This is a genomic window from uncultured Luteimonas sp. (assembly GCF_947492465.1).
Taxonomy (GTDB): domain Bacteria; phylum Pseudomonadota; class Gammaproteobacteria; order Xanthomonadales; family Xanthomonadaceae; genus Luteimonas.
Window position 1 is genome coordinate 173589 of record NZ_CANLNF010000003.1, and the last position, 21630, is coordinate 195218.

Annotated in this window: 16 protein-coding genes; 5 read left to right on the forward strand and 11 right to left on the reverse strand. The window is 69.6% G+C overall.

Going from position 1 to position 21630, the window contains the following annotated elements:
* Window positions 1-124: 124 nt before the first annotated feature.
* Window positions 125-2902 (reverse strand): DNA polymerase I, encoded by a 2778-nt coding sequence (gene polA / locus Q0863_RS08815; protein ID WP_298577328.1) that lies wholly within the window; start codon window positions 2900-2902, stop codon window positions 125-127.
* 132 nt (window positions 2903-3034) lie between these two features.
* On the opposite strand from polA, the gene Q0863_RS08820 reads away from it, so the two are divergent.
* Window positions 3035-3334, forward strand: a complete 300-nt coding sequence (locus tag Q0863_RS08820; RefSeq protein ID WP_298577330.1) for a DUF2782 domain-containing protein — start codon at window positions 3035-3037, stop codon at window positions 3332-3334.
* A 28-nt stretch (window positions 3335-3362) separates the two neighbouring features.
* Window positions 3363-4451 (forward strand): oxidoreductase, encoded by a 1089-nt coding sequence (locus tag Q0863_RS08825; protein WP_298577332.1) that lies wholly within the window; start codon window positions 3363-3365, stop codon window positions 4449-4451.
* Here the strand turns inward: Q0863_RS08825 and Q0863_RS08830 are convergent.
* Window positions 4414-4863, reverse strand: coding sequence for a universal stress protein (locus Q0863_RS08830; RefSeq protein ID WP_298577334.1), 450 nt, complete (start codon window positions 4861-4863; stop codon window positions 4414-4416). The genes Q0863_RS08825 and Q0863_RS08830 overlap by 38 nt on opposite strands.
* A 93-nt stretch (window positions 4864-4956) precedes the next feature.
* Window positions 4957-5862: a phosphogluconate dehydrogenase (NAD(+)-dependent, decarboxylating) gene (gene gnd / locus Q0863_RS08835; RefSeq protein WP_298577336.1), complete on the reverse strand. Its 906-nt coding sequence runs from the start codon at window positions 5860-5862 to the stop codon at window positions 4957-4959.
* 137 nt (window positions 5863-5999) lie between these two features.
* On the opposite strand from gnd, the gene Q0863_RS08840 reads away from it, so the two are divergent.
* Complete coding sequence (locus tag Q0863_RS08840; protein ID WP_298577337.1) at window positions 6000-6245, forward strand: hypothetical protein; 246 nt, start codon at window positions 6000-6002, stop codon at window positions 6243-6245.
* A gap of 25 nt (window positions 6246-6270) precedes the next feature.
* Here Q0863_RS08840 and uvrD read toward each other — a convergent pair whose 3' ends face one another.
* The 7 genes from uvrD to Q0863_RS08875 form a co-directional block, all read right to left on the reverse strand.
* Entirely contained in the window at window positions 6271-8451 is a 2181-nt protein-coding gene (gene uvrD, locus Q0863_RS08845; RefSeq protein WP_298577338.1) for a DNA helicase II, read from the reverse strand.
* Between the two features lie 127 nt (window positions 8452-8578).
* On the reverse strand, window positions 8579-9289 hold the full coding sequence (locus Q0863_RS08850; RefSeq protein ID WP_298577339.1) for a DUF6445 family protein: 711 nt from the start codon (window positions 9287-9289) through the stop codon (window positions 8579-8581).
* A gap of 7 nt (window positions 9290-9296) precedes the next feature.
* On the reverse strand, window positions 9297-10931 hold the full coding sequence (locus Q0863_RS08855) for a tryptophan halogenase family protein (RefSeq protein ID WP_298577342.1): 1635 nt from the start codon (window positions 10929-10931) through the stop codon (window positions 9297-9299).
* Window positions 10932-11047: 116 nt separating this feature from the next.
* On the reverse strand, window positions 11048-12070 hold the full coding sequence (locus Q0863_RS08860; RefSeq protein ID WP_298577344.1) for a cupin-like domain-containing protein: 1023 nt from the start codon (window positions 12068-12070) through the stop codon (window positions 11048-11050).
* Between the two features lie 2 nt (window positions 12071-12072).
* Complete coding sequence (locus Q0863_RS08865) at window positions 12073-12825, reverse strand: SapC family protein (protein ID WP_298577347.1); 753 nt, start codon at window positions 12823-12825, stop codon at window positions 12073-12075.
* A gap of 192 nt (window positions 12826-13017) precedes the next feature.
* Entirely contained in the window at window positions 13018-16203 is a 3186-nt protein-coding gene (locus Q0863_RS08870; RefSeq protein ID WP_298577349.1) for a TonB-dependent receptor, read from the reverse strand.
* 628 nt (window positions 16204-16831) lie between these two features.
* Window positions 16832-17485, reverse strand: a complete 654-nt coding sequence (locus Q0863_RS08875) for a TIGR00645 family protein (protein ID WP_298577350.1) — start codon at window positions 17483-17485, stop codon at window positions 16832-16834.
* Between the two features lie 350 nt (window positions 17486-17835).
* On the opposite strand from Q0863_RS08875, the gene Q0863_RS08880 reads away from it, so the two are divergent.
* The gene (locus tag Q0863_RS08880) at window positions 17836-19284 is read left to right on the forward strand and encodes an MFS transporter (protein ID WP_298577352.1); all 1449 of its coding nucleotides are present in this window, start codon (window positions 17836-17838) and stop codon (window positions 19282-19284) included.
* A 25-nt stretch (window positions 19285-19309) separates the two neighbouring features.
* Window positions 19310-20548 carry a cation:proton antiporter gene (locus Q0863_RS08885; RefSeq protein ID WP_298577354.1) on the forward strand — a complete coding sequence of 413 codons (1239 nt, stop codon included), beginning with the start codon at window positions 19310-19312 and terminating at the stop codon, window positions 20546-20548.
* Window positions 20549-20569: 21 nt separating this feature from the next.
* On the opposite strand, the gene Q0863_RS08890 is transcribed toward Q0863_RS08885, so the two are convergent.
* Entirely contained in the window at window positions 20570-21586 is a 1017-nt protein-coding gene (locus tag Q0863_RS08890) for a cupin-like domain-containing protein (RefSeq protein WP_298577356.1), read from the reverse strand.
* Window positions 21587-21630: the final 44 nt, after the last annotated feature.

Consider the following 21630-nt stretch of genomic DNA (forward strand, 5'->3'; position numbering starts at 1 on the left):
AGTTCGTGAAGATCACGCTAGCGGACCGGAAGAATTCAGCCCGCGTTTACCTGCTTCCTCGGGCGGCGCCAGCGCATTTCGCGGCGCCCGTCACGGAATCCGGCAGCGGACGCTGCCGCAGGCCTCAGTGGGCCTGATCCCAGTCCATTCCGACCCCGGAATCCACCACCAGCGGAACACGCAGTTCCGCCGCTGCGGCCATCCGCGCCGGCGCTTCGCGCAGCAGGGTGTCGACGAATCCTTCGTCGACCTCGAACACCAGTTCGTCGTGCACCTGCAGGATCATCTGCGCCGCCGCGCCCTGCCCGGCCAGCCAGCGGTCGATGTCGATCATCGCGCGCTTGATGATGTCCGCCGCGGTGCCCTGCATCGGCGCGTTGATCGCGGCGCGTTCGGCGCCGGCGCGCTGGGCCTGGTTGCCGCGCTGGATGTATTCCAGGTACAGGCGGCGGCCGAACACGGTTTCCACGTAGCCCTGCTCGCGCGCCTGCTGGCGGGTGCGCTCCATGAAATCGCGCACGCCCGGGTAGCGCGAGAAGTAGGTGGCGATGTATTCCTGCGCCTCGCCGCGGCCGATGCCGAGGTTGCGCGCCAGCCCGAACGCGCCCATGCCGTACATCAGGCCGAAGTTGATCGCCTTGGCCGCGCGCCGTTCGCTGCTGCTGACGTCCTCGAGCCGGCGCCCGAAGACCTCGGCCGCGGTCGCGCGGTGGATGTCGGCGCCAGCGGCGAAGGCCTGCAGCAGGCCGGCGTCGCCGGACAGGTGGGCCATGATCCGCAGCTCGATCTGCGAATAGTCGCAGGCGACCAGGCGCCGTCCGGGCGGCGCGACGAAGGCCCGGCGGATGCGGCGCCCGTCCTCGGTGCGGATCGGGATGTTCTGCAGGTTCGGATCGCTGGAGGCCAGGCGGCCGGTGGCCGCGCCGGCCTGGTGGTAGCTGGTGTGCACGCGACCGGTGCCGGGATTGATCATCTCCGGCAGCTTCTCGGTGTAGGTGCTGCGCAGCTTCGCCAGGCCGCGGTACTCCAGGATCACCCGCGGCAGCTCGTGCTGGTCGGCGATCGCCTCCAGCGCCTCCTCGTTGGTGCTGGGCTGGCCCTTGGGGGTCTTCACCAGCGCCGGCAGGCCCAGCTCGTCGAACAGCAGCGCCTGCAGCTGCTTGGGCGAGTCGAGATTGAAGCTGCGCCCGGCCAGTTCGGTGGCCTTCTGCTGGGCGGCGAGCATGCGCCGCGACAGATCGGCGGTCTGCCGGCGCAGTTCCTCGGCATCGACCATCACGCCATTGGCCTCGATCCGCGCCAGCACCTGCACCAGCGGCATCTCGATCTCGCGGTACACCGCCTGCAGCGACGGCACCTGCGCCAGCTGCGCGGACAGCTGCCCATGCAGGCGCAGTGTGATGTCGGCATCCTCGGCGGCGTAGCGCGTCGCATCGTCGATCGCCACCGCGTTGAACGGGATCTGTTTGGCACCCTTGCCGGCGACGGCCTCGTACACCACCGTCTCGTAGCCGAGCAGGCGCCGGGCCAGCGAGTCCATGTCGTGGCGCTGGCTGGAATTGAGCACGAAGCTCTCCAGCATCGTGTCCTCGGCATAGCCGCGCAGGTCGATCCCGAGCCGGCGCAGGATGTGCAGGTCGTACTTGCCGTGCTGGCCGATCTTGCGCACGGCCGGATCCTCCAGCAGCGGACGCAGCGCCTGCAGCGCTTCCTCGCGGGGGACCTGAGCCGGTACGCCGGGATAGTCGTGGCCCAGCGGCAGGTAGGCCGCACGGCCGGATTCGGCGGCGAAGCTGATCCCGACCAGGTTGGCGCGCAGCGGATCGAGCGAGTCGGTTTCGGTGTCGAGCGCGAAGCAGCCGGCCTGGCGCAGGTCGGCGATCCAGGCCGCCAGGCGGGTGCCGTCGAGCAGGGTCTCGTAGCTGCCGGGCGCGGCCAGGGCGGGATCGGGCGGCGGGGCGTCGGCGTCGGCCGGCGCGGCGTAGCGGCCGCTGCCGCGGGCGCGACCGGGCTCCTTTTCGGCCGCGTCGGCCACGCTGCCGCCTTCGAGCTCCTTGAGCGCCTGGTTGAAGCCGTAGCGCGCGTACAGCTCGCGCAGGACGTCCAGGTCGCGCTCGCGCAGCGCCAGCGCCTGCGGCGCGGCGGCCAGCTCGACATCGGTCTTGATCGTCGCCAGCTGGCGGCTCAGCGGCAGCTGCGCGAGCGCTTCGCGCAGGCTCTCGCCGATCTTGCCCTTCACCGCGCCGGCACCGGCGATCACCGCATCCAGCGTGCCGTGCTCGGCCAGCCACTTGGCGGCGGTCTTGGGCCCGCACTTGGGCACGCCGGGGATGTTGTCGACGCTGTCGCCCATCAGCGCGAGCATGTCGACGATCTGGTCCGGGCGCACGCCGAACTTCGCCATCACCGCCTCGACGCTGTCCAGGCGGCTGCCGGTCATCGTGTTGACCAGCTCCACCAGGCCCTGGCCGGGCGCCGGCTCGCGCACCAACTGGGCGAAATCCTTGTCGCTGGTGGAGATGGTGACGTCGATGCCGTCTGCCGCGCCCTGCAGCGCCAGCGTGCCGATCACGTCGTCGGCCTCCACGCCCGGTTCGCGCAGGATGGTGAAGCCCAGCGCCTCGACGATCCGGCACATCGGCTCGACCTGCGCGCGCAGGTCGTCGGGCATCGGCGGGCGGTTGGCCTTGTATTGCGGGTACAGCGCCTCGCGGAAGGTCGGACCGCTGGCGTCGACCACGAAGGCGGCGTAGTCGGGCTTCTCCTTGAGCGTGGCGCGCAGCATGTTGACCACGCCGAACAGCGCCCCGGTCGGCTCGCCGTCGCCATTGGTCAGCGGCGGCAGCGCGTGGAAGGCGCGGAACAGGTAGGAGGAACCGTCGATCAGTACGAGTCTGGGCATCGGCTGATTCTACGCGCCCGGCCCGACGGCTCCGCCCGATCCGCGCGACGCGCCGGGTGCGCCGCCTTCACCCTCGCCCCGGCTTGATCCGGCATGCGCATAATGACCGTCCCGCCACGCCGGATCGCCGCCATGCACGCCCGCCGCCCGTTCACGCCCCTGCTCCTGTCCGCGCTGCTGCTGGCGCTGGGCGCCTGCGCCACAACCGCCCCGGCCAGCGTGGAGATCCCGCCTGGCGCCGAGGAGAACGTCCGCACCGAAGCCAACGGCGACGTCATCACCGAATACCGGGTCAACGGCGAGCTGCGCGTGGTCCAGGTGCAGCCTTCGCGCGGGCCGGCCTACATGCTGTACGTCCGCGACGGCCGCGTGCTGTCCACGCGCGAAGGCGACGATCCGCCGCAGACGTATTTCAAGCTGTTCGGCTGGTGACCCGCCGCGGCCTGCCGGCGACTCGGGCATGAGCCGGCCGCTGGAGGTCGCGCTGGTCGGCTACGGCTACGCCGGCCGCGTGTTCCACGCGCCGCTGGTCGCGCACACGCCCGGCCTGCGGCTGCGTGCAGTGGTCTCCCGCGACGCCGCGCGCGTGCAGGCCGACTTCCCGCAGGCCGAGGTGGTCGCCGATCCGGCGCAGGCCTTCGCGATGCCGGGCATCGACCTGGTGGTCATCGCCGCGCCCAATGCGGTGCACGCGCCGCTGGCGATCGCGGCGCTGCGGGCCGGATGCCACGTGCTGGTCGACAAGCCCTTCGCCACCACCCTGGACGAGGCGCGCCAGGTGGCCGCGGCGGCCGCCTCGGCCGGACGCATCGCCAGCGTGTTCCAGAACCGGCGCTGGGACGCGGACTTCCTCGCGCTGCGCGCGCTGGTCCAGTCCGGCGCACTGGGCAAGGTCGCCGAACTGCATTCGCACTTCGACCGGTTCCGTCCGCAGGTGCCCGACCGCTGGCGCGAGCGGCCCGGCGCCGGCGCCGGGCTGTGGTTCGACCTGGGCCCGCACCTGGTCGACCAGGTGCTGCAGCTGTTCGGCCTGCCGCTGTCGGTGCAGGCCGACATCGCGGCGCAGCGCGAGGGCGCGCTGGTCGACGACTTCTTCCACGTGGTGCTGCGCTATCCGCGCCTGCGCGCGGTCCTGCATGCCGGCGCGCTGGTGCCGGCCGGAACCCTGCGCTTCGCCGTGCACGGCAGCCGCGGCAGCTTCGTCAAGCACGGGCTGGACCCGCAGGAAGCGGCGCTGCGCGCCGGCATCGCGCCGGGCGGGGCGAACTGGGGCCACGATCCCCGGCCCGGCAGCGTGGCCCGGGTCGACGCCGATGGCTGTTTGGAGGAGCGCGAGTTTCCCGGCCCGCCCGGCGACTACAGCGCCTGCTACGTGGCGATGCGCGAGGCGATCCTCGGCCACGGCGCGCCGCCGGTCCGCCTGGACGAAGCGCTGCAGGTGATGCAGGTGCTCGAGGCCGGGCGCGAAAGCGCGGCCAGCGGCTGCGCGGTCGCGCTGCGCCCCGATCCGCTCAGCGCACCACCAGCACCGGCAGGTGGCCACGGCTGACCACGGCCTGGGTCTGGCTGCCCAGCAGCAGCTTGCGCAGGCCGCGATGGCCATGCGAGGCCATCACGACCAGATCGGCGCCGCAGCGGTCGGCGGTTTCCAGGATCGCCTCGTCCGGCAGGCGCTCGGGAACGTAGACGGTCTCCAGTGCCACGCCCGCGGCCTGCGCGCGCTTGCGCGCATCCTCGAACACGGCCTGGGCTTCCGCCTCCTTCTGCCGGCGGCGCTCCTCGCGCAGTTCGCCGGTCAGCGCCATCGCCGACGGGTCGGCCGCCATCACGTCCTGCCATGGGTCCGACACCGTCACCAGCGTGGCCCGCGCCTGCAGCGCGGCCGCCAGGGCCAGCCCGGCGTCGAGCCCCTTGCCGGCCAGGTTGGAACCGTCGCTGGCGATCAGGATGTGCCTGTACATGGAACACCTCCGCTGTCATGGGACCGGCCCATGGAACCACGTCCGGCGGCCGCGCGCATTGATCCTGGACAAGCGCGACCGGCGCGGCGCCGCTCAGCCCGGTTTCGTGCCGTGGCCGCCGAAGGCCGCGCGCATCGCCGCCAGCATGCGGTCGGCGAAGGCATTGTCCTGGCGCGAGCGCAGCCGTTCGATCAGCGACTGGGTGATCACCGGCGCGGGCACGTCGAGCTCGATCGCCTCGGCCACGGTCCAGCGGCCCTCGCCGGAGTCGGGAACGAAGGGCGCGATCCCGTCCAGGCCCGGGTTGTCCTTCAGCGCCTCGGCAGTGAGGTCGAGCAGCCACGAGCGCACCACCGAACCATGCCGCCACAGCTCCGCCAGCCCCGCGAGATCGGGCACCAGGTCGGCCCGCCGCTCGAGGATCGCGAAGCCTTCGGCATAGGCCTGCATCATTCCGTATTCGATACCGTTGTGGACCATCTTGGCGTAATGCCCGGCGCCGCTCGGCCCGACGTGCGCCCAGCCGCGATCGGGCGCCGGCGCCAACGTGCGCAGCAGCGGCGCCAGGCGGGCGACCACCGCCTCGTCGCCGCCGGCCATCAGGCTGTAGCCCTCCTCCAGTCCCCACACGCCGCCGCTGGTGCCGACGTCGATGTAGCCGATGCCCGCCTCGCGCAGCGCCTGCGCGCGCCGCTGGCTGTCGCGGTACCAGGAGTTCCCGCCGTCCACCAGCACGTCGCCCGGCGAGAGCAGCGGACGCAGCGTCTCGATGCTGGCGTCGACCACCTCGCCGGCCGGCACCATCATCCACAGCACGCGCGGCTGGTCGCGGCCCGTGGCCAGCCCCTCGGGCGTCGCCGCCACGGCGATACCGTCCGCCGCGAGCGCGTCGCGCGCCGCCGGCGATGGATCGAAGCCGGTCACTGCATGTCCGCCGCGATGCAGGCGTCGCGCCATGTTCGCGCCCATCCGGCCCAGTCCGATCATGCCCAGCTGCATCGCGTGCTCCTTGCCGTGGTCAGGATCCCCATCATGCCCCGGCCCGCGTCGTGTGCGCGGCACGGCGCGGCCGACGGGCTTTTCACGTGACCTCCAGCGCCGCGCACCGACACTGGCCACCCCACGCGGAACACGGCATGTACGGACGTGAACGACGCCGCCGGCAGCAGGACGACCCGCGCGCGCTGCGCGAGGGGTTGACGCCTGCGCAGCTGCAGGCGCTGGAAACCCTGGAATACTTCAACTGGACGCTGAAGTTCGTGCGCCGGCCGATGTTCCAGGACCCGATCCCGGTGGTGATCGACCGCGATGGCGTACGCCATGCGGTGCTGCTTGCGGACGGCAGCCTCGACGAATCGCCGGGCTTCGCCATCCGCAAGTGAACGCGCGGCCGCTCCCGGCCCCGCGCTAGGCCGGCGACAGGTTGGCGTAGGCGAGTACCAGCCACTTCGACCCCGCCTCGTCGAAGTTCACCTGCACGCGCGCGTGCGCGCCGCTGCCTTCCACCCCGGTCACCACGCCGCTGCCGAACTTGGCGTGGGTGACGTTCTGGCCCAGACGCAGGCCCGGCGACTGGTCCAGCGAGGCATGGCCCCAGTCGCGGCGCGGCTGCGGCGCGAACGCAGGGCGCGAGACCTGCACGCGCGGACGCACTTCGTTGAGCAGCGCGGACGGGATCTCGCGCAGGAAGCGCGAGGGCACGCCGTACATGTCCTGGCCGTGCAGCCGCCGCGATTCGGCATAGCTGAGCACCAGCTTCTGCCGCGCGCGGGTGATGCCGACGTAGGCCAGCCGCCGCTCCTCCTCCAGCCGCCCGCTCTCCTCGATCGAACGCGCGTTGGGGAACAGGCCCTCCTCCATGCCCGCCAGGAACACCAGCGGAAACTCCAGTCCCTTGGCGCTGTGCAGCGTCATCAGCTGCACCCCGTCCTCGCCGGCCTGGGCCTGGCCTTCCCCGGCCTCGAGCGAGGCGTAGGCCAGGAACGCGACCAGTTCGCTGAGCTGCGCGGCGTCCTCCTCGTCGCCCTTGACGAAGCGCGAGGCCACCGAGACCAGTTCGTCGAGGTTGTCCACGCGCGAATCGGCCGCGCCCTTGGACTCGTTGGTGTAGTGCGCGCGCAGGCCGGAGCGCAGCAGCACGTGGTCGATCTTGTCCTTGAGCGGCAGCTCGGCCACCTCGCTCTCGATCGCGTCGACCAGGGCGTGGAAGCCGGCCAGCGCATTGCGCGCGCGGGCCTGCAGCGCGCCACCCTGCTGCACCCGCAGCGAGGCTTCCCACAGCGACACGCCGGCACTGCGCGCCTGCCGGCGCACCTCGTCCAGGGTGCGATCGCCGATGCCGCGCGTGGGCGTGTTGACCGCGCGCTCGAAGGCGGCGTCGTCGGCGCGGTTGGCCACCAGCCGCAGGTAGGCCAGGGTGTCCTTGACCTCGGCGCGCTCGAAGAAGCGCACGCCTCCATACACGCGGTACGGCACCTGCTCGGCCAGCAGCGCTTCCTCGAACGCGCGCGACTGGGCGTTGCTGCGGTAGAGGATGGCGCAATCGCCGTGGCTGCCGCCGCCCTGCACCCACTGCGCGATGCGCTCGATCACGAAGCGCGCCTCGTCGATCTCGTTGTAGGCCGCGTACAGGTCGATCGGCTCGCCTTCGCCGCTGTCGGTCCACAGCTGCTTGCCCAGGCGCTCGGGGTTGTGCGCGATCACCGCGTTGGCCGCGCCCAGGATGTTGGCGCTGGAACGGTAGTTCTGCTCCAGCCGGATCGTCTGCGCGCCGGGATAGTCGCGCAGGAAGCGCTGCATGTTCTCGACCTTGGCGCCGCGCCAGCCGTAGATCGACTGGTCGTCGTCGCCGACCACGAACACCTGGCCATGTTCGCCGGCCAGCAGCCGCACGAAGCCGTACTGGATGGCGTTGGTGTCCTGGAATTCGTCCACCAGCAGCTGGCCGAAGCGCTGCCGGTAGTGCGCCAGCAGCGCCGCGTTGTCGCGCAGCAGCTCGTGCGCGCGCAGCAGGATCTCGGCGAAGTCGACCAGCCCGGCGCGGTCGCAGCGCTCCTGGTAGAGCACGTAGCTCTTGAGCATCACCTCCGACCATTCATCCCCGCCGGACTGGATGTGCTGCGGCCGCCGGCCCTCGTCCTTCTGCGCGTTGATCCACCAGGCGATCTGCCGCGGCGGGAAGCGCGCTTCGTCGAACTCGAGCTGCTGCACGACGCGCTTGACCAGGCGCAGCTGGTCGTCCGAGTCCAGGATCTGGAAGCCCTCGGGCAGCCTGGCGTCCTGCCAGTGCAGGCGCAGCAGGCGGTGGGCCAGGCCGTGGAAGGTACCGATCCACAGCCCGCGCGCGCCGTTGCGCAGCTGCGCGTCGATGCGGTGGCGCATCTCGGCCGCGGCCTTGTTGGTGAAGGTGACCGAGAAGATGCCGTGCAGCGGCACCCCCATCACCTCGTGCAGCCAGGCGATGCGATGGGTGAGGACGCGGGTCTTGCCGCTGCCGGCGCCGGCCAGGACCAGGTAATGGCCAGGCGGTGCGGACACGGCTTCGCGCTGGGCCGGGTTCAGCCCATCGAGCAGGTGGGAAACATCCATGCGCCCATTCTAGGCGACCGCTGTCGCAGGTCCGGACACGCGGCCTGCCGCGCGTGCCCCGGCCCTGCCGTTCAGCGTGCGCGGGGCGCCGGGAACGGCCTGGCACCGCGCCCGGGACGCGGGCGGCTCAGGCCGCGGGCTCAAGGACGTCGATGAAACTGTTGATCGACAGCCGCCCGGCCTGCACGTCCGCCGGCGGCACCCGGGCGCTGTCGATGTCGCCGGAATGCAGCGAATTGCGCCGGTAGACCAGCATCCGGTTGTACGCCCCCTCGACGCCGTCGATGCGCTCGAACAGCGGCGAGTCGCCCCTGATGTAGCCGGGGCCGGCCGCGTCCTCACGCCGGCTCTCGTCCTGCAGGGTGGCGAAATAGGCCGCATGCCGCGCCTGGTCCACCGATTCGTAGCCGGTGGCACGGTGCCGGTAGAACGCGGTGCCGCCCCAGTCGCCGCGGAACAGGTAGTGCACCGTGGCCAGTCCGTTGGCCGCGGCCGAATCGATGTGCGGGATCCGCTGCAGGAACGCCAGGGTCTCCGGCGGCTGGCTGACCAGGGAGTAGTGGCACATCGGGAAGCGCAGCCCGCCCTGCGCAGGCAGGCCGAAATGGCTCGCCAGCAGCGGCCGCAGCAGCCGCTCGAGGAAGGCCTCGTACGACAGCGGCGCGCGCAGCCGCAGCCCGGGGAACATCGCTCCCTGCGGCGTGAAGTGTCCGCGCGCAGCCTTGCGAACCAGCCGGTCGGGATCGGCCACGGCCTGGTCGATGACCAGCAGCGGCGCGCCTTCCTCGCCGATTGTCCGCGCCTGGACGCGGATGCCGGGACCCGGCTGGATCAGCACGTGGCCATCACCGCGCGAGCCCGCCGCCCACTCCCGCGATCCTGCCGGTCACGCTCGCATGCTTGCGCGCCCGCTCGTACATCAGTTCCCAGGCCGACGGGGGCGCCTTGCAGTAGCTGTCGAGGAACTGCTGGTGCGTCGGCATGGCCGCCACGGCGCGATCGATGGGCTGGCGGATGCCGTCGAACAGGCGTTTGAGGTCGGCATCCGCGAGCGTGCGCGCCAGCGGATGGTGCGCCTTGGGCACCACGCCCTGGCCGAGCATGCAGTGCGTCCAGGAGTCGAGCCGGAACAGTTCGTCTTCGCCCTGCGACGCGTGCGCCCGGTCGCGGAACATCTGGATGCGGTGTGCGAGGTCGGCCGGCAGGGTCATGTTCCGCACTTGCTGCCAGAGCGGCTCGTCGCGCTGGTTGAGGTGGTAGTGCAGGATGATGAAGTCGCGGACGTGCTCCATCTCCGCGCGGCTGATGTCGTTGTAGCGCTGCACCATGGATTCGTCGATGCCGTCGTCCGGGAACAGCTTCAGCAACCTCGCCACGCCGCTCAGGGTGAGGTGGATGCTGGTCGATTCCAGCGGCTCGATGAAGCCGCTCGCCAGGCCCAGGGCGATCACGTTCTTGTTCCAGGCCTTGCGCCGGCGGCCCGTCCGGAACGGAATGATCCAGGGGTCGCGCAACGCCCTGGCGGGGTTCTCCGCCAGCAGCCTGGCCGTCGCCTCGTCGTCGGACATGTGCGCGTCCGAGAACACGATGCCGCAGCCGATACGATGCTGCAGCGCGATCTTCCAGTGCCAGCCCGCCTCGTGCGCGATTGCGCGCGTGTAGGGAACGGCGGGGCCCTGGGCTTCGGTCTGCAGCGCGACCGCGCGGTTGCTCGGCAACCACTGGTTCCAGTCCTCGTAGCCGGTGCCGAGCGTCTGCTCGCTCAGCACCGCGCGGGCGCCGGTGCAGTCGATGAACAGGTCGCCCTCCACCACGGTGCCGTTGTCCAGCTCCAGCGCCTCGACGAAGCCGCTCTCCGGATGCTGCCGCACCTGCCGGATCCTGCCCTCGATGCGGGTCAGTCCCTGGCGCTCGGCACGCTCGCGCATGTACGCGGCGTAGAGGCCCGCGTCGAAGTGGTAGGCATAGTTCACCTCCAGCCGGTCGGGCGACATCGCCTGGTTCGCCCAGCGCGTGGACCACTGCTGCGCCCCGTCGCCCTGGTGGTTCGGCAGGGCGAAGCGGTCGACGCGCGAGGCCACGGTTTCCAGGCAGAAGTCGCCCAGCTCGGAAGTCAGGCCGCGACGCCGGCTGTCCAGCCAGAAGTGGTGGAACTCCGCAGCCCAGGTTCCCAGTCCGGTCAGGCCGAAGGGATGGAAATAGTTGTGGCCCGGCCGCAGCCAGTTCTCGAACGAGATCGACAGCTTGAAGCTCGCGGCCACCGAACTCATGAACTCGCGCTCGTCGATTCCCAGCAGCCGGTGGAAGGTGCGGATGGTCGGGATCGTGGACTCGCCCACGCCCACCGTGCCGATCTGCTCCGACTCGACCAGGGTGACTTCGAGCATGTCGCGGAACTGGTGGGTGAGTGCGCACGCGGCGACCCAGCCCGCGGTGCCGCCGCCGGCGATGACGACGCGCCTGATGCTGCCTTGTGCCATGTGTCCTGCTCCCCGCTGAAGTTCGCTGTGATGTGAGATAGGCTGCGGCCGTTGCGCGGTCGCGCCGCGATGCGCCGCCGCAGGGGCGCGCGTGGACGTTCAGGGCATGGCTGCGCTCACCGGTTCAGGCGGGCGATGAGCCAGGCCCGCATTCGCCGCGCGGCGGCTTCATCGAACGGACCCAGCACGCCCCTGGCCTCCTCCGGCAGGTGCTCGCCCGCGCGCTCGGCCGGACCGAACACGTAGTATTCGAACACCTCGCACCAGGCCTGCTTCTCGCGTTCGGGCCGGTCGCGGATCGCCCACAGCGCGTGGTGCAGCGCATGCATCGGCGTGGGCACCCAGGCCGGCACGCTGTTCCACCAGTAGTTGACCAGCACGTTGAATGGCGACAACCCCTGCACGTGGTGCCACCACATGCTAGGGATGAACAGCGCATCGCCGGGATCGAGTTCGACGCTGCGCGCGTGCGCAAGCGCCTGGGCGAAACGCGGGAAGCGGGCGAGGTCCGGCGCGTCGAAATCGACGACGCTCACCGCCTGTCCGCCCGGCGTCGGTTCGAGCGGGCCGGGATAGAGGTTGTGGATCTGTTCCGGCGGGAACAGGGTGAAGCGGCGGCGCCCCACCGCGCAGCACGCGATGTTGTCGGGCGCATCGTAATGGCAGGACGCGGTGGTGCGGTTGCCGATCCAGATGGCGGGCGGCGCCTCGACCCCGTGCGCGGTGAAGTCCAGGTCGTTGCGCGCGCGCAGGCCAGGCAGCACGCTGTCGACCGGCACCGAGGCGACGTAGTGGGTCGGCGGACGCGCGTCCTCCAGGTGCGCCTGGATCTCGCCCAGCACCTGCTCCAGCGTGCCACGCCGCGCCTCGGTGTTCAGGCGCGTGTAGCTGTCGTCGTAGAACGGCCGCCCGGCGGTGTCCGCAGGGCCCCAGGAGTACGGCAGCGGGCGACCGTTGGAGTGTTCGAGCAGGTGCGCGATGGCCGCCTGCGACGATTCGCGCCCGGCTGCCACCAGGCTCCAGTCCCGGACCAGGCCCTTGAGCAGGACGGGCTCGCCGCCTTCGAGCAGTTCCGGCAGCGGCAGCGCGCCGGGCCTGGCGCCCTCCATCGTGCGCACGCCGGCGGCGGTGGCGGCCATCGTCAGGCCGTCTGTCCGGCGGCCGCCGCGGCACGCAGCCGGCGCTGCTTCTCCGCGATCAGGCGACGCATGTTGTGCAGCGAGGACAGCACCAGGTAGACGCCTTCGAGCATTCCGGCGCGGTGCAGCCCGTGCAGCTGCTGCGCGTCGAGCGCGGCGAGTCGCTCGCGGTCGATGGCATGCAGGCCCGTCAGCCTGGCACCGTGGGCCTCGTCGAACCGCAGTTCCAGGTCGGTCGGCTGGATCAGGCCCAGCGCATCGAGTTCGGCGTACATCGCCGTGGCCGCCGCGACGCCGTCGTTGATCCCGCGCAGCACCGTGCTGACGTGTTCCAGGTAAGGACTGTGTCCGCCCTTGGGGAGGAAGACGGCCACGCCGCTGCCGTCGCGCGAAACGCGCGGATGGCTCGTGTCGACATGGATCACCGGTTCGCGCTGCAGCTCGCCACCGATGCGCTGCTCCTGGAAGCCGATCAGGAACGGGCCCCGCGCGATCGCGCCCGGCAGGTAGCTGGCGTTCCAGCGGTCGCCCTCGATGTAGAGGTTCTCGCCGCCGTCGAAACCGAGCAGCGCGACGGCCTGGAAGCCGCCAGCCTCGTCCTTGCGGAAGAAGATCGGATACTCGCGCTGCACCTCGGCGAACTCGGTCGGCCATACCGGCACCAGTCCGGTGGGATCGCCAAGTTCGGTGCCGAAGTGGGTCAGGACGCGCAGGTCCTTGTGGGTCAGGTTATCGAGCAACTGGTACTGCGACATTTCAGCTCCGGCAGCGCCGCGCGCAGGCGCCGCACCGCTTGGTGGATGCGAACCGCGCCAACACGCGACTTCGCCCCATGATGCCTCTGCAGCGATCGGAAATCGAGCCGGACGCGGCGCAAGAAAAAGGGGCCGTTGCACCAGGCAACGGCCCCACCGTTCACACCAACTGGGCCTTGGAGAGGTTCGGCGTCAGAAGGTGTAGCGGATCGCCGCCATGTAGCGCGGACTCTGGTCGAGCAGACGCACCATCTGCAGCTCGTTGCGCGAGCGCCAGCGGACGTCCTCGCCCGTCAGGTTGATCGCCTCCAGGCCCACCGCCCAGTTGTCGTCCAGCTGCTTGGTGACGCTCAGGTCCCACTGCTGGTATTCCTCGACGTAGAACGGGTTGGTGTTCGACCCGTTCTGGTTGGCGGCCATCAGGTACTCGTCACGCCAGTTCCAAGCCAGTCGCGCAGTCCAGCCGTACTTCTCGTACATGAACACGGCATTGGCCGTGTCGCTCAGGCCGGTCAGGGCGAACTGCTGCACGCCCGGAGCCGCGCCGTCGTCGATCCCGACGTCACCACTGACCTTGGTGTAGTTCGCCTGGATGCCGAAGCCGCTGTCGCCGAAGAAGTACTGGCTGCCCAGCTCGAAGCCGTCGATGTTGGCCTTCTGCTGGTTGAGCGGACGGTTGACGTTGAACATGTACAGCGGATCGTCCGCCTCGCCGACGAACGCCCGCCCCGGCTGACGCACCAGGGCCTCCATGGCGTTCCACTGCGCGTCGGTACCTTCGTAGGCGGCCAAGCCCCCCGTCACGTCCGCATTGCGAAGCAGCGCCGCGGCGGTGAACAGGGCGATCGCATTGGCGCCACACGCGTGCACCGCCGCACCGGGTCCGACCTGGGCATCGCACGCTGCGCTGTTCAGGAAGTCCAGCGCCGCCTGGGCGTCGGGACCACCGGTCGGGTCGCGCAGGCCGTACAGGTTCTCCGTCACCTGGCTGTTGCCGATGAAGTTGTTCACGCGCTTGTCGAAGTACGTGAGCGAGATGTAGCTGGCCGGGGCGAAGTACCACTCCAGGGCCACGTCCACGTTGTCGGACTCGAGCGGCAGCAGCGCAGGGTTCTGTGCGCTGCCGGTGGCGCGGAATCCGAGCAGGACCGAGCCGTTGGGCGCATTCGCCGAGGGGCCTGCGTACAGGTTGCCGTACGGCGCCCGCGCGATGGTCTGGCTGAGCGAGACGCGACCCTTCAGCGAACTGGTGAAGTCGATGCTGAAGTCCAGGTTCGGCAGCCAGTAGCTGTACTCGGCCTCCTCCGAGAAGGGCTGCTGTTCCGCGGACGGGGTGATCGCGAAGTCGTTGTCGCCGTTCCAGTTGATCGACTGCGGCACCTGCAGCGACGAGACGGATCTCAGGTCGGTCTGCTCGTAGCGCGCACCCAGCACGAGGTTGAACGGCATCGTGCCCAGTTCGCCGTCGAACTCGTACTGCACGTACGCCGCGCTGGTCTTCTCTTCGATCGTGTTGTCGTTGTTGTACTGGCCGTTGAAGTTCGACGGCGTGCCATAGAAGCCGGTCGCCCACTGGGCCAGCTGGCTGGCATTGCCCCACCAGGCGTTCTGCGGGGCGCCGTTGGTGCTGTAGTCGTCGAACAGGCCCGCGATGTTGATCGGACGGATCAGGTCCTGGAACCCGGGCTCCTCGCCGACATTGTCCACGCTCCAGTTGCCGAGCACCTGCTGGTTGTCGTTCGAGGTCAGGCGACGCATCGAGACCTTGGACGAATCGACACCGAATGACAGGCGGCCGTTGTCGAAGTCGAACGCACCGTCGATCCGGCCCTGTTCGATCTTGCTGTCCTGGCGCGAGTACCAGATGCGCTGGATCTGGGTGCCGACCTGCTCCGGCGGGAACGCCGGGTTGACCACGCCGTTGACGTTGTTGAACGCGTCGTCTGCGTTCGGCGAGGTCGGGTACCAGGTCCGCGACATGATCGGCAGGCCGGTATTGAACCAGTATTCCTGCGCCCAGTTGCCGCCGCAGTAGGGACCGCCGGCCGATTGGCATGCGCTGGTGCCGGCGAACGAGAACGCGGTCGAGCTGGCGCCAGTGATCGGATCGTTGGGCAGGCTCTTGTTCTCGGTGCTATGGGCATCGAACTCGAAGCTCAGCCGGTCGGTCGCCTGCCAGGTGGCATTGAAGCCGATCGAGTCCAGCTTGTACTTCTGCTCCTGGCGCTGCTGCTCGTAGCCGAAGTCCTTGGTGCCCACGATCTCGCGGATGTAGGTCGGAACCGCCAGCGGACCGCTGGTGTCGAACTCGATGCGCGAGAACGGGCCCTGGTTGAGCCACTGGGTCATCTCGCCACGATCCTCGGCGATCTCGTTGCTCGAGTGCGTGTAGTCGAGGGTCAGGGTGATCGCGTCGGTCGGCGCGAACTGCAGCACGCCCTGGGCGTTGATGCGCTGGCGCTCGAAGTTGGAGAACGCGTAGCGCAGATCGGCGGGCACCGAGTACAGCGAGCCCTCCGCCGGCGCGTTGATCACCTCGACGCGGTCGCCCCACCCTTCGGGAGCACCGGTCCAGCGCGACACCCGCCACTCGTTCTCGGTGGCCTGGACCTCACCGCCCTTGCGCTGCTGGAAGCTGGTGCTCAGGCTGGCGCCCCAGCGCTTGTCGTCGCTGGCGAAGCTGATGATCGACGAGAGTTCGGGGGTGATGCTGCTGCCGATCGTCTGCGACTGGTCGGAGCCCGCCTTGAGTCCGGCATTGAAGGTCAGGCCTGCGGGAAGGTTCAGCGGGCGGTTGGTCTGGATGTCGACCGTGGCGCCGATGCCGCCGCTCGGCACGTCCGAGCGGCCGGTCTTGTAGACCGTGATACCGCTGATCGCTTCGGAGGCAAGCTGGGCGAAGTTGAAGCCGCGCGTGCCGGCGCCGGTACCGCCCGTGACCTGGTCGCCGTTGCCGAACGCGTCCGCGCCCGGGATCTGGCGGCCGTTGAGCGTGACCATGTTGTAGCCGGGGCCGAAGCCGCGCGCGGTGATCTGCGCGCCTTCACCGTTGCGGCGCTCGATCGAGATGCCGGTGATGCGCTGCAGGGATTCGGCCAGGTTGGTATCGGGGAACTTGCCGATGTCCTCGGCGCTGATCGCGTCGACGACACCGGAGGTGTCGCGCTTGATCCCCATCGAATTCTCGAGGCTGTTGCGCAGGCCGGTGACCACGATCGTGTCGAGCGTGGAGGCGTCCTGGGTCGCGGCCTGGGTCTGCTGTGCCACCGGCTCGGTCTGCGCCGGGTCCTGTGCGAATACGGGATTGATGACCAGCACGCCACCGACGAAGGTGAACATTGCCTTTGACTTCAGCCCCTTCAACTTCTTGTTGCTCATGAATATGTCCTCAGCACTGGTTTAGAGCGAAGAAAAGCGCGTCGCTGCACACGGCGGCCTGTTGGCCGCGCCAGTGCCGAACTTCCAGGATTCTGCTCACCCTCATTCGACTGCCCTCCCCGTTGGTCATGACTTCAGTAGGTGTTTCAGCGTTGCGCCCTTCCTCCGGGCCGCGCGCCGCCTCTCTGTCGGCGCGCTTCTCAACAGACTTCAATTTCGATTACCGGTCCCGCCTGCCGGTTGCCCGAAGGCCAACCCGCCTGTTGCGCGGGACTGCCGCTTCCCTGCATTCGTTTCAGTTGTTATTCTTGTTAGCGCTAACATATGCGCGCCGACTTGATAACATGTCGTTACGCGGGGTGTCACTTTGCGGTGCAGCAAGCCCGCTGCGACCCGCATGACAGCGCAGTCGTTGCCCGGGCAACCATCGTCGCGGAACGTCCGATGCGCGGAAAACGGGCAGTTCTGTGGGGTTTTCAACGCTCACCAGGTCGACCGGCGGTTTCGCCCCGCGCCGCGGGCAAAGCGGCGCCTCCGCGCCCCCCGACGCATCCCGGTAGGGCACACAGATTGCGCGCGCCTGGAATTGGCTGGGGGGCTTCTGCCCACCCACGGCGGTGCGTCCCGCTCAGTGGCCCGCCGCGTGCTCGCGCTTGGCGGTGCTGCCGGTCATCAGCTTGTCGGTGTAGGCGATGCCGATCGCCGACATGATGAAGGCGCCATGGATGATGGACTGCCACATCACGCCCGCCGGCGTGACCTTCGTGCAACCCAGCGGCGCAAGGGTCATGCCATTGGCCAGTGCCTGCGCATGCGCGGCCAGCGCGGAGATGTACTCGGCCGAGCCGCACAGCGGGATGCCTACCTCGCCCGCGGCAATGAAGGTCTTGAGCAGGTGGATGGACGAGATGCCGATGATCGCCATCGCCAGCTTCACCTTCAGCACGCTGGCGTTGACGTGGCTGAGCCACTCCGGCTGGTCCGGGTGGTTGTGCAGGCCAAGGCGCGAGACGAAGGTTTCGTAGCCGCCGACGATCACCATCACCAGCAGGTTGGAGATCATCACCACGTCGATCAGGCCCAGCACCAGCAGCATGATGCCCTGTTCGGTCAGCGCGTTCGCGCCGTGGACCAGGTGCCACAGCTCCTTGAGGAACAGGAACACGTAGACGCCCTGCGCCACGATCAGGCCGAGGTAGAGCGGCAGCTGCAGCCAGCGCGAACCGAAGATCACCCAGGCGAGGGGCGGAAGGCGCGGCGTCGACGTGATGGGCGATTGCATGGTTGGGCATGGGCAAAGGGAGCGCGGAGCGTAACGACGCACCGGCAGGCTGCCAAGGCCCGCGGCACCGATCGTCCCTGCGCCCGGGTCGCCACGGGCGATGTCATGTCGTGACGCGTCGCCGGACAATTGCGATTCAAAGAGTTGCGGCGCGCAGCGGCGCTTGCCCGGGAAACGTTTGACATCGTTGTCACGACCCCGTACAAGCGTTGCGTCGCCGTACCCGGCGCGGCAGTGCGAGGAGAGGCGCGCTGCGGCGACGGTACGTGGGGCTGGCGGTGGCCGGATGGGGAGTCCGGCTGCCGCCCTTTGAATTCCCCCCAACCTCCACTTCGCAAACGGCAGGACCCATGGCCACCCAACAGACCCGCTGGTCGCAGTTCGGCGTGCTCGTCACCGTGTTCTTCTTCTGGGGCTTCGTGGCCGCCAGCAACGACATCCTGATCCCGGTCTTCAAGAACGCGTTCAACCTGTCGCAGCAGCAGAGCATGTACGTCGCGCTGGCGTTCTACGTGGCCTACACGGTCGGCTCGCTGGTCTATTTCCTCACCTCGAGGCTGATCGGCGCCGACGTGCTCAACCGCATCGGCTACAAGAACGGCATCTGCCTGGGCCTGCTCATTTCCGCGGCCGGCTCCCTGCTGTTCTACCCGGCCGCCAACGCCGGGTCGTTCGGCCTGATGCTCTCGGGCCTGTTCATCGTCGGGCTGGGCTTCTCGCTGCAGCAGATCGCGGCCAATCCGCTGGCGATCGTGATGGGCAACCCGGCCACCGGCGCGCAGCGCCTGACCATGGCCGGCGGCGTCAACAACTTCGGCACCACGATCGGCCCGCTGCTGGTGAGCTTCGCCATCTTCGGCAGCGTGCTCAGCGGCGGCAACGAGGCCAGCATCGAAAGCGTCAAGGTCCCCTACCTGGTGCTGGGCGCGGCCTTCGTGCTGGTCGCGGTATTCCTCAAGTTCTCCTCGGTGCCCAACCGCATCGACCTGGAAGGGGTCGCCCGCGACGAGGCCGAGGACGCGAGCCGCCTGGTCCACAAGAAGTCCGCCTTCGCCTATCCGCAGCTGGTGCTGGGCATGGTCGCGATCTTCGTCTACGTCGGGGTGGAGGTGTCGACCATCGCCAACCTGCCGGCCTACCTGGAGGAGGATCTGGGCATCCCCACCTCGCAGCTCGCGCCGTACGTGTCGCTGTACTGGGCCAGCCTGATGATCGGGCGCTGGGCCGGCGCGGCGGGCGCGTTCGAGGTCGGCCTCACCGCGCGGCGCATGCTGACGGTGCTGCTGCCCTACATCGCCTTCGCGGTGTTTCTGGCGGTCAACGCGATCGCCCGCCACGAGGTCACCCAGTTCTTCGGCTATGCGGCGGTGATCGTGCTGATGATCGTCGCGACCTTCGCCAGCCGCGGCAATCCGGCGCGCATGCTGCTGGTGTTCTCGCTGTGCGGCATCGCCGCGCTGCTGCTGGGCATGGCCACCACCGGCAAGGCCAGCATCGTGGCCTTCGTCAGCGTCGGCCTGTTCTGCAGCACCATGTGGCCGTGCATCTTCGCGCTGGCCATCACCGGGCTGGGCCGCAACACCAACCAGGGCAGCAGCCTGCTGATCATGATGATCATGGGCGGCGGCGTGGTGAGCTGGTTCCAGGGCTGGCTGGCCGACATGACCAGCATCCACATGAGCTTCGTCGTCGGCGTGGCCTGCTTCGCCTACCTGGCCTTCTACGCGGCGCGCGCGCCGGGCATCCTGCGGCGCCAGGGCATCGATCTCGACAAGCTCGCGGCGGGCGGGGGACACTGAGCCTCCGCGCCACGCCCGGTCACGGATGAACCACGCGATCACGACCACCGAGCTGTTCCTGATCGCGATGGCGGTCATTTTCGCCGTGCCCTACCTGGTCTGGCGGCTGTGCCGGACCGACTACTGGGCGCCGCTGGTGGTGGTGCAGATCGTGGCCGGCATCCTGCTGGGCCCGGGCGTGCTGGGCAAGGCGATGCCGGAGCTACACGCCACGCTGTTCACCGCGGACGTCATCAATACGCTCAACGGCGTGGCGCTGTGGGCGGTAATACTGTTCGTGATGATCGCCGGCATCGAGCTGGACATCCGCAAGGCCTGGGAGCACCGCCGCGAGACCGGGATCACCGCCGGGCTCGCGCTGGGCGTGCCGCTGGTCCTGGGAGGGGCGGTGGCGCTGGCCATGCTGGGCTTCGACGGCTGGCTCGGACCGCAGGGACGCCCCTGGCAGTTCGTGGTGGGCGTCGGCATGGCCTGCGCGGTGACCGCGCTGCCGATCCTGATCCTGTTGATGGAGAAGATGCAACTGCTGCGCTCGCACCTGGGCCAGCGCATCCTGCGCTACGCCAGCCTCGACGACATCGCGATCTGGGGCGTGCTCGCCCTGGTGCTGATGGACTGGGAGCGGATCGGCAGGCAGCTGGCCTTCCTGGCCACGTTCGCGCTGGCGTGCGTCGTGTTCCGCAGGCTGATGCGGGCGATTCCCGCCGGCGACCGCTGGTACGTGATGCTGATCTGGCTGGCCATCTGCGCCTTCGGCGCCGACTGGGCCGGACTGCACTACATGGTCGGCGCCTTCCTGGCCGGCGTGGTCATCGACGCGGAATGGTTCGAGCAGGAGGTGCTCGACCTGCTGCGCCACCACGTGCTGCTGGTGCTGATGCCGGTGTTCTTCCTCAGCACCGGCCTGCGCACCTCGTGGGACGTGGGCGGCGTCCAGGTCTTCGTCGCCGCAGGCGTGCTGCTGGTCGCCTCGGTGGCCGGACGCATCGGCGCGGTGCACCTGGCCGGCCGCCTGCTCGGATGGAAGCCGGGCGAGGCCTCGATCATCGGCTGGCTGCTGCAGACCAAGGGCCTGATCATCATCATCTTCGCCAACGTGCTGGCCGACAAGCACATCATCACCAGCGCGACCTTCACCGCGCTGCTGCTGCTGGCCGTCGCCAGCACCATGCTGACCATCCCGATGGTGATGCCGAAGCTGCGCGCGCTGCAGGGCGTGGCGGCGGCGGACGCGTTGCGCGACGGAAGTTCGCGGACGGTGTGAGATCGGGCCTGCGCGTGCCGGTCAGCGCTGCAGGCGCTGCACCAGGTGGCGCCTGAGATTGGCGGCGCGGGCTTCGTCCAGCGGCGCCAGCGCCCCGCGGGCCGGTGCGGGAATGTGCCCGGCCACGCCCGCTTCGTCGAACTCGAACACGTGGTGGCGGAACACCTCCTGCCAGATCGCGCGTTCGTGCGCGGGCAGCTGGCGGATGCACAGGATCGCGGCCATCAGCGCATTGACCGGCGCGTCCATCCAGGCCGGCACGCGGCGCCACCAGTAGTTGACCAGCACGTTGAACGGATCCAGCGCCTCGATGTGGTGCCACCACATGCCGGGCATGAAGATCGCGTCGCCGGGACCGAGTTCGGCTACCTGCGCATGGCGCCAGGCTTCGGCGAAGCGCGGGAAGCGCGCTAGGTCCGGCGCCAGCGGATCGACCAGGCTCACCGGCTGGCCGGCCGGGGTGACGTCGAGCGGGCCAATGTACAGGTTCTCCAGCTGCGCCGGCGGAAACAGCAGCACGCGGCGCCGCCCCGCGGCCACGCAGGCCAGGTTGTCCGGCAGGTCCTGGTGGGTGGGTACGCGCGAGCGGTTGCCGATCCAGATGCTGGCCAGCGCCTCGCGTCCTCCGAGGTCCACGCCATTGGCCGCGTCCAGGCCGGGCAGGCAGGTCTCGAGCGTGGTCGCGCCGAGGTAGATCAGCGGCGGCTCGGCGTCGTCGCGATGGCTGAGCAGGGTGTCGAGCGCCACGTCGAGCGCAACCGGCTCGCGGCGGAAGCCGAAGCCCTGCATCGAGGCGTCGTAGAAGATGCGCCCACCCGCCTGCGGCGGCGCGACCGTGGCGACGGCGGGCAGCGCGGGGTTGATGAAGCGCTTGAGATAGGCGACCGCCGCAGTGTCGGAGCCAGTGGCGGCCTGCACCAGCGGCCAGCCGGCCACCAGGCCGCGGATGACCCGTGGCTCCTGCAGGTCCAGCACGTCCGCCAGCGCCGCGACCGGCGCTTCGGGAACGCGCGGGAGCGCATCGATGGCTTGCAGCATGGGCCTGTCCTTCGCACCTCGCCCCCGCCCGGGGGACACCCGGG